Genomic DNA, 15,937 nt, shown 5'->3' on the forward strand with positions numbered 1-15,937 from the left:
GGCGGCGGTGGCCCTTAATCCCTATTACGAAGACGAACTCTCCTATTTGCGCGAGCTCGGCGCCGACTTCGCGTTGGCCAATCCGAAGCTTGCGCCATTTCTCGGGCAGGATGCCACCGATCCCGACGTCGAGCGGTTGCTCGAAGGATTCGCCTTCCTTGTCGCGCGGCTGCGCCAAAAGCTCGACGACGAATTTCCCGAATTCGTCCACGGCCTGTTGCGGATGGTGTGGCCGCAATATCTTCAAGCTCTGCCGCCCATCACGACCCTGTCTTTTGCCTTGAAATCATCGGCGAGCGCCGCGAGCCTGAACCTGCCGGCCGGGACCAGCGTTCGCTCGCGGCCGATCGACGGAACGAACTGCACGTTCGTCACCTGCTACGCAATCGAGGTGCTGCCGCTGAAGATCAATGACGTTCAGCTGGAGAACCGGACGAGCGCGGCCCGGCTAATCCTGCGTATCAAAGCAACCGGTCAGCAAAACCTGTCATGTCTTAAGAATGGTCGGCTTCGCCTCTTCTTCTCGACCGAGCGGGAGCCGCAAGTGGGGCGCTGCCTGTTGGCTTGGCTGTGCCGTCACGCCTCGGCGGGGACTGTTACGGTGGCCGATCGACAGGTGGCCGCAATCGGCTCAGCACAGATCGCGCCAGTCGGCTTCCGTGATGACGAGGCGGTTTTGCCCTGGCCGCGCAACGCCTTCTCAGGATTCCGGATCATTCAGGAGTATCTCTGTTATCCTTCGAAATTTCTCTACGTCGAATTGTCTGGCCTCGAGCCGCTCGCAGCCCACACGGAGACTGAGTGCAGCCTCACCTTCGAGTTTCGGCGCCCGTTCCCGGCCCGGTTGCGCGTCGGCAAAGGCCAGATTTGCTTGAACTGCACGCCGGCAATCAATGTCTTCAGCCATGAGGCCTCGCCAATTCGGCTAAATCGGACCAAGACCGAATACCGCGTACTTGCCTCGGGAGGGCCGAACTTTTCGATCCGGTCCGTCGATGGTGTGACCGGCTATTTGCAAGGCCGTCCCGAACGCATCGAGTTCGAGCCATTCGACCTGTTGCGCCACGATCTGCCGGGCGCCGAGCGCAACCGCGCCTACTTTCGCGAGCGTATCCGGCCTGCGGTGGTCGGCCGGAGCGTCGATCACTACGTGACTTTCGTTGACCGGCTCGACATCGGCCAACATCCGCCGATCGACGTCGCATCCCTGCAATTGACCTGCTCGAACGGACCCATTGCCGACCGGTTGCCTGTCGGTAGCGTGGATCTGCCGACCTCTGACACGCCTCGCTCCGTGACCTTCTCCAATATCACAGCGGTCGTTGCAGAGGTGCCCCCACCGGTCAGTGATGGCTTATTGCGGCGGTTGACGGCCAATCTGGCGCGCAACTACGGCGTGGTGGCCAACATAGGTACGTTGCGGACCGTGCTTGCCAGCTACGAGTTCCGTGCAGTCTATGACGTTCAGGCGCGTCGCCGCCTGGAGTTGTTGCTCGAAGGCCTAGATCAGTTCGCGACCACGGACACCGATCACGTGGTGCGCGGCGCTCCGGTCCGAATGCGAAATATCGAACTAGCCGTGATCGACAGCAAGATCGGTGGCGAGAGCGAATTGTTCCTGTTGGGAGCGGTACTCGACGCCTTTTTCGCGACGTTTGCCGGCATCAATATGCTGCACCGGTTTTCGGTTCGTGGCACGGAAAGCAACGCACACTACCTATGGCCAGCGAGAAGCGGATCGATCACGGCACTCTGACCGCGCCCGACGAACGCGATGAGCTTTCGGCATTCGGGTTCTTCTCGCTCGTTGCGCATCTCGAGCGGCGCTTCAGCGCCGCTCCCCCGATCGGCTCCACCGATGATCCCGCGCGGGAGGCAGTGCGCTTCCGCGCGGCGCCGACGCTTGGCTTTCCTGCCGAAGAGATTGCGGAAGTCAGACAGGTCAAGGCCGGCACCGAGCGCGTGGAGGTCAACGTCAATTTCCTCGGGCTGCATGGTCCCTCCTCGCCGCTGCCGCCCTTCTACGCCGAACGGGTCATGCATGCAGAGGGCATGGGATCGCTCCGCGATTTTTTTGATTTTTTCAATCACCGTCTGATCAGCCTGCTGTTGCGGATCTGGCGGTATTACCGTCACCATTTGCGGTTCGAGGAGGGCGCAACCGACGCGATCTCGGTGCTGATTGGCACGCTCTTTGGACTCGTGCCCCGGGAAGGCACCGCAGACGAACGGGAATGGCGGGCGCGGCTGCTGCCGCATGCCGGCGTCCTTGCGTTGTGCAGCCGGTCCGCCAAGCTTGTGGCCGGCTTGATTTCCAGCCATCTGAACATTTCAGCGCGGGTCGAGGAATTCATCTGGCGCGAGATCGACATTCCACGGCAGGCGCAGTGGCACCTTGGCCGGGCTGGTCTTGAGCTCGGTGTCGATACCCTTGCCGGTGAAACCATGCCGGACATCGTAGGCAAATTCCGGCTTTGCCTCGGCCCGCTCAACCAGCAGCAGTTTCGGTCGCTGCTGCCTGGTTGCGAGAGCCATGCCATCGTTTGCCGTCTCGTCAACGTTATTCTGCGCGAGCCCTTGGCATGGGATCTCCAGCTAGAATTAGCGCTCGGGCAGACGCCAGAATGGACTCTGGGCGAAGGAGAATTAGGCTGGACGACATGGATCGACCCGCCCAATGGAACCGGAAGCCTTGTTCTATTGTGAACGTTTTCGAGTTGTTCGGGTGAAGATCACTCGCGATGACGGGATACTGGACCATCATCGCCGTCACGGATCACGGGCCGGAGTCGCAGTCAACGTGGCTAGACGTTGCCATAGCGTGCTGGCTGCGGTCCAATGGCTTCCATGACCGAGAGACTGCTATGCCAGTGCACCGAGTCGAGTCCTTACGACCGGTAGCACGCCGTCACTTGCATGCGCCCCTTGGATGCGGATGCAGAGAGCGCGGACTGGCGCGAGGTCGCGAAGATCATGTTGCGCATCGATCCGAGCCACGAGCCGGTGCGCGCCCGCCGGGCACATGAGAGCCATCTCGTTCGCGCCAAGTATGTGAGTAGGCATGGCCACCGGCGGTTGGCGCTAATGCCGTTCGGCACGCTATTTGCCCAGCTCGCTGGTAAAATTGGGGGAGCAGTAGGGTGCTAAACGTAAAGCTGGATGTCCCGCTTGTCGGCCAACAACATGGCTATGACGGCCAATTAAACATGCGACGAGACTATGCCGGAAATGTACGACCGCATGGGAACCACAATTGTTGGTATGCTTGCGCTTGTATGCTGTCGTACTACTTTCGCCCAGGCCCTCGGTTGGGTCTACCTTCTGTTTGGCGGGCCGACATAGGCATCAACGGCTACCAGTTTGACTGGTTGGCGCGCACCGAAGGATTAGAGAGGCTCAAGCAGCCAGATGACGGATTAACGCGTGATTTTATTGAAGAAACGTTGATCGCACGAGGGCCAATCTGGGCTGCGCTGCGTCTGCCGTCAATCTCTGGGAACGAACCACCATGGGACGGGCATATAATAGTGCTGACTGGTCTGATAGAAGACATGTTGTGCTACAATGATCCGTCTTATCCAGCGCGTGGAGTGATCTACTTCGATGGTCTCTTGTTCGACGACCTTTTTGTCAAGAATCGCGACTGGCTGTGAAATCCCCCCTCTGGACCGCAAGGCCTTCCGACTGCGAACGCCCGAGCGAAGACACCTCCTCCTGCTTTCGTATCCGATCGGCGACATGTAAGGCCAGAAGCCGCCGCCGAGGGCGCGAGTGGTTGGCCGGGCATGGCGTGAAAGCGCGCTGCTTTTGCCTCCCTTCATCGCATAGGATTGTCGGCAAGCCGGTTGCTGTGCGTGTGATGGCTTGGTTGCTTGGCCGTGACGCCCGGCGAGACAGCCAAGGCCTCGCTCAACACGTGCGCGCGATCTTTTCAGCCCTCCGCGCCACTTTTCTGCGTTCGGCGCCGTTCCCTATATCGCGGCGTCGTGCACTCCGCGACGCCTAGACCTTGCCGTCCTAAAGCGGCTTTGCCTCGCCGTGAAAGAGGACGAGAATGCGAACCTCGTGAAGCAGAAGCCGACCGGGCTCTACACTCGCACCGCATCTGCATTCTTTCTGGATAGCAACAAACTAAATCTGCCCGCGGTAAAAAAAGTCGCCTATGTCGATGCCGTCAATATCGAACTCCAATATGCGAGGTCCGGGGTAGAATTCGGTGCGGCATCGCGTCCGCAATAACTTGCCGGGATAACGGACTTCTGCCCGCTCGTTTCAAGACGCAAGCACTGCCGGGTCGTCGAATACACTGCCTGCCGTAAGCAGCGACGCATCTCCGGGGTCCCAAGTCGACGCCATATTGGCTCGACAAGCTGCCGCTGTCCGTTTGGTCAAGGATAGCGAGATGACATTGGGCCGGTTGTAGTCAAAAAAGTTGCCTGAGGGGGTCACCTTGTCCGGTGTCTGACGGCTGCACGAGCCTCTGTCAGTTTGAGAACAGCGGCGTCATTCGCCGGACCAAAGAATCTTACGTCCAATCAGTGGCTTAGATTGGGGCGCCATTGGCACGACCGTTGCTACCGAAATCTGGCAACATTAATTGGCGGAGTGCACGTAGATGCGTAAGACTACCGCGCTTCTTTGCTTGCGTTCGCATGCCTTGTTTCTGAGAGAGAAAGCCCCGCGCGACGTCCGGTGCAGCTAAGCGCACGAAGAGACCTTCCTTTTCGCCTTGCGCAACCGGCGCATGAGACAATCGATCGGCCCAGCAACAATGCTGGTCAGTAGAAAGCATGCTGCCGCCACGGCAATTCCAATGGGGGGTCTCGGATGACCACGTGCGCCGGCGAGCAAGCCTGAAGGTGCAGGATGCATCTCACACTCGGAGTCCTCGGGGAGAACGCCGAGCCCTTGGGCCGCAACGCAAGGCAGGCGTTTGGACCGGAAGGGGGCTCCATCGGTCGCGGGCGCGGTTGCTACTGGCGGCTTCCAGATCCAACCAACACGCTGTCAGGACACCACGCGTTGATCGCATTCAATGGCATCGGTTTCACGATTACCGATACAAGCACCAATGGTGTGTACATCAACACGGTGGACGCACCGCTGGGACGCGGCAATACCACGCCGCTAGCTGATGGCGATACGCTATACTTGGCGCATTACACCCTCTCGGTAATGATCGAGGACGATCCTGTCGAGGAACGTCAACTGCTAGGCTTGACGGGGTCGAAAGCGGTGCGTGTCGGCCGTACAACGCCGACGTTGCCGTCTCCTGCATTCACCCAAAAGTCCGCAACTGCAGCCGTTCCGACTGCCGGACCGTCGGTAAACGATGCGTATCTTCCGCCCGAACCCTCAAGAGTGACCGGCCCGCGCCAGATCTTCTATTCAGCGGCACAATGCGAGCCGCAGGCACCTCATCCGCCATCCTTGCCTGGAGGCAAGCCGCTCAGCAGCGACATCGAGGCTGTGGATCCGACACTGGCGGATCTTCCTCGGCGACCGTCGAGCGCTACCACGACCCAGAGGCCATCCTCGCACGCGCAATCGGGAAATGTCGGATCAATTCTGTTGTCATCGGTCGACACGCCATTTGTCAAGCCATCCCAACCGCTGCCCTCTGCCCCTTTCAATGGCAGGAATGTACTGCCGAATGGCCACCCTGCGCCAATCATCCCTGAGGATCTCGATCTTGGCGATCTATTGCCGGGGCCGGTCTCGTGCTGCACGCCGTCGGTGTCATCGCAGCGAACAAAAGCGCGCCTCAATGAGCGGAACGAGCTCCGGATCGCGCCTAAGCCGACCGCCTCTTCTCCGACGAATCACTTCGGGAAATTGCCGAATTCTGGTTCAAGGACGCCGCCGCCCGATGAGCGGGAGCTCGATCGGCTGCTGCTGAGACTAAAGGAAACTGCTCCGCCGCGCGTGGTCGGCACTCCTGAGACAAGAAGCTCGACAAGGAGCGGTGCTCCGCTGTTGCCTACGAACCCTCCTTCCGACACAGACGAATTGCAGGCGTTCTGGGATGCGCTTGGTTTCAATCCGGATCTTGTGCCGCCAGCACAGCGTCGAGAGTTTTTTGCCGAACTCGGCCATGCGGTCGCTGAGATGACGAACGGGCTGCATTCGATACTGGCGGCGTGGGCTATGCTCAAGAATGAGTGCCAAATCAGGCCCACGCAGACACGCGCCGGGAATGACAACGCAGTACAGTTCACCAACAGCAGTCACGTCCTCCGCGAGGCGCTCGCAAAGGATCACGGATTCCGGTTGCTCTCCCGGTCGGTGCGCGCAGGCTTCGATGACATCAAGGCCCATGAGGTCGCGGCAATGGCGGCAATGAGAGGCGCGGTCAGCAATGTGCTCACGCACATGAGCCCCCAGCGTATCGAGAGCGACGGTGCAATCAGCGGGCTTTTCGGCGCTCGCATCAATAAGGCCAAGTTGTGGGACAGATTTGTGGAACTGCACGCATCGATGGTCAATGACATTGATCGAACCGCTCGCTCCTTTGTCGCAGAAGAGTTTGCTCGAAGCTACGAAACGCGACGCTCAGAATCTGGCCGCAATGAAGGGAAGACGGCCTAATGGCGCCGCCGAATACAGCCCATCGGTTGTCCGTGGTTGGCGGTGCGTTGCTGATGGCCGCTGCAGCCACCAATTGTTCGACTGACAAGACCGCCAAGACGACGCCGATAAAGTTCGTGATCGAGGCCGATGAATTCGTCAATCCGAACGCGCACGGCAAGCCGTCGCCGGTCGTCGTCCGCATTTATGAACTGAAGTCGACGACCACCTTCACCCAGGCGCAGTTTTTCGAGCTGTTCGACGATGACACCAAACGACTTGGGCCGGATCTGGTGGCCAAGCGCGAAGTCGAGCTGGCGCCTGGCGATAAGATGGACTTCGAGCGCGATACGCCGATCGAGACCCGAAATATCGGCGTGATCGCGGGCTTCCGCACGGGCAACGATGCCCAATGGCGCTCAACTGCCGAAATCAAGCCCGATCGTGACAACAGAATCTCGGTAAAATTGACTGCTGAAGCTGTCAGCATTGAGCACGAAGCCAGCCGAAACTGGTGGAAAATCCTATGACCGGTTCGTCGTGACCACTAGCAGCCGCCGGGGGCACATGCACCTTTTGGAAAGTCAGCGAAGAGGCGACTGAACTGGTGTCTGCGACAAGCAAACCGATCTGGTCCGAAGGCATGTTGGTGCGGCCGCAGCACTTTCAGCAATATGACCGCTGGGTCGAACAACTAGTCGAAAACCGCGTTGCTGGTCTGCTCGGCTACGGCTGGGGCATTCGAAAAATTGCCTTTGATCGTAATCTTCTGGCGCTTGGCCAAGTCGCACTTACCGAACTTGAAGCCATTATGCCCGACGGCACGGCCCTTCATGCGCCGGAGCATGTCCGCCTTCCGGCCGGACGAATCCCTCCACCGGCTGCGAAAGATCTGCTGGTCAAGATCGCGGTGGGTACGCGCCGGCAGGCCGGCAGCGACGTCTGTTCCGGGAATGCACTCGCGCACCGCTACGATCAGGAAGTCTTGCAGATCCGCAAAGCGAGCGCGCCTGAAAAGGCTCCGGTCGATATCAAGGTTGCGTCGCTATCAACACATCTTATCTTTGACGGCGAGGAGCAGGGTGATCTGATCGCGCTGCCTATCTGTCGCATCCGTGATATCGATCCGGCTCGCGCGATTACGTTATCCGACACCTACGTTCCGCCTGCCATCGACATCCACGCAGCCAAGTCGCTGGTCGCGCTGTTGAACGAGGTCAGGTCGCTGCTGCGGACACGCGCAGAGGCGCTTGCTGCGCGCGCGGATCCCTCGCGCGCGACGGCGGACGGAGCCGGACTGATTGATCTTGTCACTTTATCGATCGTTAATGGCGCAGAAGCCGTATTCGACCACTTCGCAGCAACACGTGGGCATCATCCTGAAACCCTCTTCCGCGCATTGCTGAGCCTTACCGGACAGCTATCGAGCTTCGTTGGCGACCGCCGGAAGCCGCAAGAGGTGCCTTCCTATCGGCATGAGGACCTCGAAAGCTGCTTCACGCCGTTGGCTGATATTCTGCGTGGGCTGCTGGCTGTTGTGATCGAAAGCGCCGCAATATCGCTTCCGTTGCAGGACCGAGGCTACGGCATTCTAACCGGCCTGATCACCGATCGCACCTTGTTCCAGAACTCTCGGTTCGTTCTCATCGCCGTGGCAAGCGTACCGGGCGAGGCGTTGCGCAACCAGCTTCCGGCGCAGATGAAGGTCGGCTCGGTCGAGCAGATTCGCAATCTCGTCAATCTTCAGCTCCCGGGTGTTCCGATTCACGCGCTCGCCGTGGCGCCGCGCGAGTTGCCCTACATCCAGAATGCCGTCTATTTCGAGCTGGACCAGTCGGTGGAGCTGTGGCGGATCCTGCCGCGCTCGGCGGCCTTTGCGTTCCACGTCAGCGGTGACTACTCGGATCTCCATCTCGAGTTCTGGGCCATCCGTGGGCAACGTACGTGACGGGCCCGAAACACATGGATGAACCGACAGTCATCGGACGCAGGCCAGTCGGTCCGACCCGTAACACTCAAGTCGGGCAATCCTCCGCTTGCGTTGCGCCGAAGATCACCTTTCCGACGGGCGCTCTGCCGTCGCCTGTATCTGAATCCGACGAGGTGTGGCCAGCTAACCATGCCGAGATGGTCATGCAAGGCCTGTTCGAGCCAAAGGCAATGGAGGACGCCTTGGTCGCGGCCGCGACGCCGATCCTTTTGGTCGTCGCACAGCTTCGCGTCGTCAACAACGCCGATATCAGCGTGCTGCGACGTGAGATGGTCGAGGAAATCCACCGCTTCGAGGTGCGTGCGGCCAAAGATCAGGCGAGCGGCAGCGATGTCACAGCCGCCCGTTACGTGATATGCGCGTTGCTGGACGAAGCGGTGATGACCACGCGCTGGGGCAGTGAGAGCGCCTGGAGTGACAACAGCCTGCTTAACCAGTTCCATAACGAGACGTGGGGTGGCGAGAGGGTTTTCCAGATACTCGAACGCGTGCAGGCAAAGCCGGCTAAATACCTCGCCTTGCTCAAGCTCATCAACATCTGCTTGTTGATGGGGTTTGAGGGCAAATATCGCGTGGTGGAAGGAGGCCGCGAGCGGCTTGAAGACCTGCGTTCCGACGTTCGGCGTCTGTTGCGGGACTATACGAGCGAACCACCGGCCGAACTATCGATCCGATGGCGCGGCGTTAAAGTACGTACACGGATGCGTCGCTACGTACCGTTATGGATCATCTTCGCCGCTGCGGCCGTCATTGGGCTGATCGGCTATGGTGTCTTTCATTGGCGCCTATCGGACGAACTCGCGCCCGTTGAGCAACTGCTCGTCATGATCGGCCAGTCTGGACCACGATAAAAGGGAGGTGCAGGTGTTTGGCGCTCGATTCGCGGCCCTCTTTTCGGTTCGAGGCATCATCACGCTGGTCACCTTGTTGCTGGTCGACGCGTTGATCTGGTTCGGCGGCCCCCACCTTGACCTGTTCGATCAGCATCCGCTGGTTTCGATGACGGTTCGCGCGGCCACAATCGGCTGCCTCTCCCTGACGGTCGTCGTCACCATCCTTGTCCGTTACTGGCTGGCGCGCCGTGCTAACCGACGTGTTATCAAGTCATTGATGGCGAGCGAGGGCCTCGTCACGACCTCCAAAAATCGTGGCGAGGAGGAGATCGATCTCATCCGAGGACGCTTCGAGGGCGCGCTGAAGGTCCTGCGCGATACGGTGTTCGCCGGCAAGCGCGGACCGAGCTATCTGTTCGAGTTGCCCTGGTACATCATCATTGGACCATCAGGGGCCGGAAAGACAACGATCCTGCGCAACTCGGGGCTCGAGTTTCCGTTGGCCGAACGGCTCGGCGTCGATCCGGTGGCCGGTGTCGGCGGCACGCGAAACTGCGACTGGTGGTTTACCGAAGAGGCAGTGTTTATCGACACGGCAAGCCGTTATACGACACAGGATACGGATGCCGAGGTCGATCGCGCGGCCTGGCATGGCTTTCTCGATCTTCTTACCGTGCATCGGCGCCGGCGACCGATCAACGGGATCTTGGTTGCGATCAGCCTGCGCGATCTCTTATCGGGCGATGACAACCGGCGCAGGCTCGTCCAGTCGATTCGTTCGCGGATACAGGAGCTCGCCAAGACCTTTAGTATGCGTATTCCGGTCTATGTTCTGGTAACCAAATGCGATCTGGTAGTTGGCTTCACCGAGTATTTCGACGATCTCGACCTTGATGGTCGTGCCCAGGTCTGGGGCAGGACCTTTCCTCTAGAGGGACCAGGCGATCAGATCGACGGCGCCGTAACCCTCGAGATTCAGCAACTTGCCGAGCGGCTCGAGGGCAACTTGGCGTTCCGCATGCATGACGAACGCAATCATGACCGTCGTGCAATGATGTATATGTTCCCGAAAGAATTGTGGAGCATCGGGACCGCGGTCAGCGCCTTCGTTAGCGAGGTCTTCCGGCCGAGCCGATTCGAAGTGCAACCGATGCTGCGCGGGGTCTACTTGACTAGCGCTGCCCAGGAAGGAGGGCCGATCGAGAGGATGAGCGGTGCGATCAGGAGGAATTTCGGTCTGCACGCAAGCCCACCCACGCCGTCCATCGGACCAGGAAAAACATTCTTCATCAAGAAGTTGCTGACCGACGTGATCTTCGCTGAGCAGGGACTGGTCGGCCGCAATCTCAAACTCGAACGTAAGCTCGCGATGGTGCACTGTGGCGGCTATCTCGTGGCAGTCATACTGGCGGTCGCCGCACTGACGCAGTGGTATGGCGCCTTCGCCCGCAGCGAAGCACGCATCGCTGAAACCAAAATGGCCGCACAGACAATGCAAGCGCGCCTGAACGAACCACGCGAGCCGCTGGATCTGACTAGGCTCCTGCCGACCCTCAACGCCGCGCGCCGGCTGCGTCTGGCAGCCGGCGAGAACACTTGGGTTGCATGGCTCGGTGGCCTCGGGATTTCGGCGACCCCGGTGCTCGCGCCGGCTGCGCAACGAACCTATGACCAGATTCTGGTCGACCGCCTGCTGCCGGTTTTTGCTGGAAGGCTTGCCGTTCGGATTGATACGGTATTGCGGTCGGGCAACGATACTCTGCTGGACCAGGCCAAGGAAATGTTCCGCATCTATTTGATGCTGGGCGATCCGAGGCATTTCGATCGCGGCAAAATCGAACAGGCTATGCGAAGTGAAGTGGCGCTTACGTTTGCGCTCGAGACGACATCAGCTGGCGAACTGCAGGAGCATTTTTCACGTCTTATTGAGTTGCTGCCGAGACCCATCACGAGCGACCGGAAGTTCGTGATTGCGGTAGGCTTGCGGCTGATGGAACGTCCTCTCGTCGAGCAGGTCTACGCCCGGCTTTTGCGCGAAGCCGCTGAGAACACGCAGCTCCGGCCAATCGACCTCGTTAGTCTGCTGGGAGCCGGCCAGCTGGAGATAAAGCCCCAGGCTGTTTTCCCCACAATTGGCCAGCAGGAGCTCCCTTCTTCGGGCGGCACTGCGATCATCCCGGGCATCTTCACACGGGATGGTTTGATCGATTTCCTGCTGCCGCACCTTCCACTCATCGTCCAGGACGAGCAAAGCGGCGACTGGGTGCTTGCTGGCAGCTCGTTCGATGTGGCGGACACACAACAGCTCGTGCGCAAGGTCGTCGATCGCTATGTTGCCGATTACATTCGCATTTGGACAAGCGCGCTGAGCAGCGTTCGCGTCGTCAAATTCGACGATATGCAGCGTGCCTCGGCGATCCTGCGCGGGCTGGCCGGCCCGGAAAGCGCACTGCAGCAGATCATTTCCCTCGTACGCGACAATACGAACCTGCCGCCGCCCGGAGAGCAGACCGCGGTCAAGGCCAGGGAGACAGCGGCCGCCGTATTCTCGGCGGCATTCGGCGACGCCCCCTGGCCGGGAACACGGATCACCGAAGCCTTCCGGCCTCTGGTTCAACTGGGCATAGGCGGAGCCTCCGGACAGGCGGCCAGCATGGATCACATCCGCGATCTTTTCGGCGGCCTGTATGCAACGATGGCCAATATCGCGACCTCGCCCGATCCCGGCCAGGCTGCATTTCAGCTCTTTCAGCGACGCGTCAGGGATCCGAGCAACGATGCCTTTGGCGCCTTGCGCGCTGACTCGGCGCTACGGCCCGAACTGGTCCGTACCATCATGAACGACATCGCGCTCTCGACATGGAGCGTCTTGCTTCGACAGGCACACGGTCATGTCAATGCCGTTTGGACACGGGAGGTGGCGCCGATCTGCCAAGCTGGCATCTACCAGCGTTATCCATTGTTTGCGACCGCGACCGAGGACGTAACTTTAAAGGACTTCAGCGATCTCTTTCGCCCCGGCGGCATTCTCGATGATTTTTTTCAGAAGTACCTGTCGCCATTCGTCACCGAGGTCAGAACCGGCCTTGGGCCGGCAACTATCGACGGCGCGGCGGCGCCGATCCATGCCGATGCCCTGACTCAATTTCAACGCGCGCGAGAGATTCGCAAGTCCTTTTTTAGCGGCTCGGGCTCCACTCCAGCCGTGAAGTTCAGCATCAGACCGGCCTATCTCGCCTCTAAACTTCTGCGCGCGACTTTTGTCATGGATGGCAAGGAGATCGTCTATCGTCACGAGGCGCCCCGAGCCTACGACCTTGAATGGCCGAGTCGAACCGATGCAAGCATGGCTTCCGTCGCCCTTGTTTCCCTGGACGGAACCGAGGAGAGGATTGAGCGCTCAGGCCCTTGGGCTCTGTTCCGTCTCATCGATGCTTCGCGGCCCACCTCGCGTGGCGCTCCCGACCGTTTCACGATCACGATCGGTCGACCTGACCGGCCCGACGTGACCTATGAACTGCGGGCAGAAAGTGTAAGCAATCCGTTCAGCTCGGGTGTCCTTCGTTCGTTCCGATGTCCGGATCACCTATGATAGGAGCGCCGTGAGAGTTCTTCTTGGCTTTTAGGGAGGAGGAGGGCACTTGCCGCTGACGGCACCTTGGCGCGAGCGGTGGGGTCGGCCGCAACGCTGGTAGCCGCCCCTGGTGGCGATGAGTAAGCGACGCGACACGTTCCAGGCAGACCCCGATTAGATCGTAACGGCAACACCGTATCATGAGTCCAACGGATTATTGGCGGTCGGACGTTCCGACGGGCAGGGGCCTTCCTTGCGCTTTTGCGCAACATGCGACCAGCGACATGAATGCGATCATAGAATGCCTACTTGAGGCTGTGCTGTGAGTGAGGCTCCCTTGGGATACGTGCTCGGCGGCCGCTTCGACCTGGCAGAGATTATTAGCGAGGGCGGCACCAGCACCGTCTATCGTGCGATTGATCGGATCGGCCTGTGGGCGCGTGAGCAAAATCCAGAAGTCGCAGTGAAGGTCATCCAACCACATGCGAAGATGCGCCAGAAATTAGTCGAGTTATTGCACCGCGAGGCGCGTCTTTTGCGCGATTGCGTACACCGGAATTTGGTGCGGATCTACGATTCCGACTACGATGGCAAGTACCATTACCTGGTCATGGAGTTCTTAAAGGGCCGCTCGCTGGCGCAGGTCCTGGCGGATCGTCAGGGACGGGCGCTTTCGCCCTCCGTGTCCCTTCAGATCGTACGCGCCGCCGGGCAGGGCCTCGTTCACATGCATAGTCTAGGGATCGTCCATGGTGACCTCAAACCGGGAAACATATACATGACCTCGACCGGCGAGATCAAAATTGTGGACTTTGGGACAGCCCTCATGCTTGACCTTCCGCCGCAAGGCGACAGGGCCACCGCTCTGCTCGACGACATTGGACTATTGACGCCGGCTTATGCGTCGCCAGAGATGCTGATGGGTAAGTCACGGGCAGAAAGCGACGATGTCTATTCTCTCGCGGTGGTCGCCTATCTGACCCTGACCGGCAACCACCCGTATGCCGAGCGGCCAGCCGACGAGGCACTTAACGCAAATCTCACACCGGCGCCGCCGCCGACTATTTCGTCGGCGCAGTGGCGGGTGCTCGCTTCGGGCCTTGCCCTCAACCGCCGTGACCGGATCGACACCGTCGGTGAGTTCGTCCAGCGTCTTGCCCGCCCGCGCTGGTTCTATCGATGGTGCGGTTAGCAATCGCGGTTGCCTTAGCAAGCTTAGGGGCGATGGATGACAAGGATGCGGCCGTCTGGTCCTGATTCGGCTGTGTATCGCTCGCGGTGGATGTGGAACAGCGTCATTGGGACCTGATGGGTCGGCAGAAGTCCGAACTCTCTCAGTACGCTGGTCAGGAAGCGGTCGGCCACGCGCGGGCCGTGGATCCAGTCACGCCCGACCCTCTCTCCGATATCGGGCAATGGCCCGATTTGGTTTATCGGGTCAACTCGAGGGTGAGGCGGCAGCCCCAATTCGCTGTATCCAGGCGTGAGAATAAAATTTTCGCCTTGCGGATTATTTGGGGTCACGGGTGCCCGGCCTGGCCACAATACCGCAGCATAGCGCATACCGTTGATCAGCACACTTTGTGGCCGCAACGACGCTGGAAGGAGGCCGCTTTCTCGCAATTCGGCGATCAGCGGGTCCGGGGCAACGCCGCCCCTCCAACCGGGGAGGACATAAGCTCCGAAGTCACGCCGTGCCGAGTTAGCCTCTGCGCCGGCTGCAAGCATCGGTCCATCCGAAGGCATTGTGGGTGCCACTGGTGCTGACGATGGCCCGGCAATTTCGAAGGCTTGAAACATCGCCCCCCTCGCATGTGCCCAGTTCTCGAACTGGGCGCGGTGGAAATCCCGAAGCATATCTCGCAAATTGAGCAGACGGTTGCGAAATCCGCCAATCGTGGGTGCGTCGCGCCCTATATAGTCGCGTACATAGGCTTGTATGTCCGTATCCAGCGACGGCAGCGCAATCCGATCAGCCATTGGGGGTCTGTTGGTTTCGCGGATCCACTCGAGGAAATCGCTCATATCGTCTGCGGCATGATTGGCGCCGCGGGAGCGGCTGCTCGGGAGCTTCTCAGTAAGCCAATTCCAAAACTCCTCATAGAGGCGCAAGTCCACGTCATAAGCGCCGGGTCCCCGATTGGAGACGCTACTGTCTGTGGTATGGGTGCTACCGCTATTGGTGGTATGGCTGCTACTGCTGCCCGATAACGACGGCCTGGCTCCTTCAAAGCCCTCAAACATCAAATGCCTTTGACGAGCCCAGTTCTCAAATTGAAGGTCCCGAAGCATATCTCGCAAGTTCAGCAAGCGGTCACGAAACCCACCAATCAGCGGTAGATCGCGCCCTATATACTCAGCTGCATAGGCTTGCACGTCGGCGTCTAACGACGACTGTGCAATCCGGTTGGCCATTGGGGGTCTGTTGGTCTCGCGGATCCATGCAAGGAAGTCATATACATCGCCTGCAGCAACCGCGGCACCGTAGGAGCGGCGGCGCGGAAGCTTCGCCGCAAGCCAGTTCCAGAAATAGTCATAAAGCTGTGTATCCACCCGATAGGGGCGCGGCCACTGACTGGAGCCGGTGCTGCTGTCACTCACGCGAACCTCCGGCGAAAGATGCAATTGCAGCGTCGAGGCATGCTCGCTCGATCCGATGGGCGATGTTACGTGAGTTCGGTTGGGCCCGATGCCTTAAAATTGAGAAGCAGCGCGATTTACCGTCGCTTCTTCGCGATCAATCTTCCCGCAGCCCATACTTGCTCGTTAGGCAGCGCCATATATGCCGCGATGACCACGAGAACTCTGACGACCACAATCATCTTGGCTCCTTGATACTCGTTCTCCCGTTCTCTCATAGAAAGCAATTTCATGGGAGCAACAGCGAATCGATCGGCGGCAGTCAAGCCTGAGAGACGAGAAGCTCACGCGGGCGGCTCATCTGCCGCCCACGCTCTGCGGCTTGGAGTCCGT

Annotated in this window: 11 protein-coding genes; 10 read left to right on the forward strand and 1 reads right to left on the reverse strand. The window is 59.7% G+C overall.

All coding sequences use genetic code 11. From position 1 onward, the window contains the following. Positions 1 to 7 precede the first annotated feature (7 nt). The 10 genes from tssF (at position 8) to MTX21_RS32960 (ending at position 14,156) form a co-directional block, all read left to right on the forward strand. The gene (tssF, locus tag MTX21_RS32910; protein WP_280968712.1) at positions 8 to 1,756 is read left to right on the forward strand and encodes a type VI secretion system baseplate subunit TssF; all 1,749 of its coding nucleotides are present in this window, start codon (positions 8 to 10) and stop codon (positions 1,754 to 1,756) included. Further along, positions 1,720 to 2,706 (forward strand): type VI secretion system baseplate subunit TssG, encoded by a 987-nt coding sequence (gene tssG, locus MTX21_RS32915; protein WP_280968713.1) that lies wholly within the window; start codon positions 1,720 to 1,722, stop codon positions 2,704 to 2,706. The genes tssF and tssG overlap by 37 nt, the downstream gene beginning before the upstream one ends. Before the next feature lie 434 nt (positions 2,707 to 3,140). Then, positions 3,141 to 3,653 carry a papain-like cysteine protease family protein gene (locus tag MTX21_RS32925; protein WP_280968714.1) on the forward strand — a complete coding sequence of 171 codons (513 nt, stop codon included), beginning with the start codon at positions 3,141 to 3,143 and terminating at the stop codon, positions 3,651 to 3,653. 412 nt (positions 3,654 to 4,065) lie between these two features. Then, positions 4,066 to 4,239, forward strand: coding sequence for a hypothetical protein (locus MTX21_RS32930; protein ID WP_280968715.1), 174 nt, complete (start codon positions 4,066 to 4,068; stop codon positions 4,237 to 4,239). A 627-nt stretch (positions 4,240 to 4,866) separates the two neighbouring features. Beyond that, the gene (gene tagH / locus MTX21_RS32935; RefSeq protein ID WP_280968716.1) at positions 4,867 to 6,588 is read left to right on the forward strand and encodes a type VI secretion system-associated FHA domain protein TagH; all 1,722 of its coding nucleotides are present in this window, start codon (positions 4,867 to 4,869) and stop codon (positions 6,586 to 6,588) included. Next, on the forward strand, positions 6,588 to 7,097 hold the full coding sequence (gene tssJ / locus MTX21_RS32940; protein ID WP_280968717.1) for a type VI secretion system lipoprotein TssJ: 510 nt from the start codon (positions 6,588 to 6,590) through the stop codon (positions 7,095 to 7,097). The genes tagH and tssJ overlap by 1 nt, the downstream gene beginning before the upstream one ends. Positions 7,098 to 7,174: 77 nt before the next feature. Further along, positions 7,175 to 8,515, forward strand: a complete 1,341-nt coding sequence (gene tssK, locus MTX21_RS32945) for a type VI secretion system baseplate subunit TssK (RefSeq protein ID WP_280968718.1) — start codon at positions 7,175 to 7,177, stop codon at positions 8,513 to 8,515. Positions 8,516 to 8,700: 185 nt separating this feature from the next. Beyond that, positions 8,701 to 9,408, forward strand: a complete 708-nt coding sequence (gene icmH, locus MTX21_RS32950; RefSeq protein WP_280968719.1) for a type IVB secretion system protein IcmH/DotU — start codon at positions 8,701 to 8,703, stop codon at positions 9,406 to 9,408. Positions 9,409 to 9,415: 7 nt separating this feature from the next. Beyond that, positions 9,416 to 12,982 (forward strand): type VI secretion system membrane subunit TssM, encoded by a 3,567-nt coding sequence (tssM, locus tag MTX21_RS32955; RefSeq protein WP_280968720.1) that lies wholly within the window; start codon positions 9,416 to 9,418, stop codon positions 12,980 to 12,982. Positions 12,983 to 13,310: 328 nt separating this feature from the next. After that, entirely contained in the window at positions 13,311 to 14,156 is an 846-nt protein-coding gene (locus MTX21_RS32960) for a serine/threonine-protein kinase (protein ID WP_280970874.1), read from the forward strand. A 23-nt stretch (positions 14,157 to 14,179) separates the two neighbouring features. Here MTX21_RS32960 and MTX21_RS32965 read toward each other — a convergent pair whose 3' ends face one another. Further along, positions 14,180 to 15,565: a hypothetical protein gene (locus MTX21_RS32965; protein WP_280968721.1), complete on the reverse strand. Its 1,386-nt coding sequence runs from the start codon at positions 15,563 to 15,565 to the stop codon at positions 14,180 to 14,182. Between the last annotated feature and the right edge of the window lie 372 nt (positions 15,566 to 15,937).

Source organism: Bradyrhizobium sp. ISRA430 (assembly GCF_029909975.1).
In the GTDB taxonomy this organism is placed as follows: domain Bacteria; phylum Pseudomonadota; class Alphaproteobacteria; order Rhizobiales; family Xanthobacteraceae; genus Bradyrhizobium.

Coding starts and splice junctions, on each gene's coding strand:
- tssG (WP_280968713.1), top strand. CDS start 1,720: ATGGCCAGCGAGAAGCGGATCGATCACGGCACTCTGACCGCGCCCGAC.
- tagH (WP_280968716.1), top strand. CDS start 4,867: ATGCATCTCACACTCGGAGTCCTCGGGGAGAACGCCGAGCCCTTGGGC.
- tssJ (WP_280968717.1), top strand. CDS start 6,588: ATGGCGCCGCCGAATACAGCCCATCGGTTGTCCGTGGTTGGCGGTGCG.
- icmH (WP_280968719.1), top strand. CDS start 8,701: ATGCAAGGCCTGTTCGAGCCAAAGGCAATGGAGGACGCCTTGGTCGCG.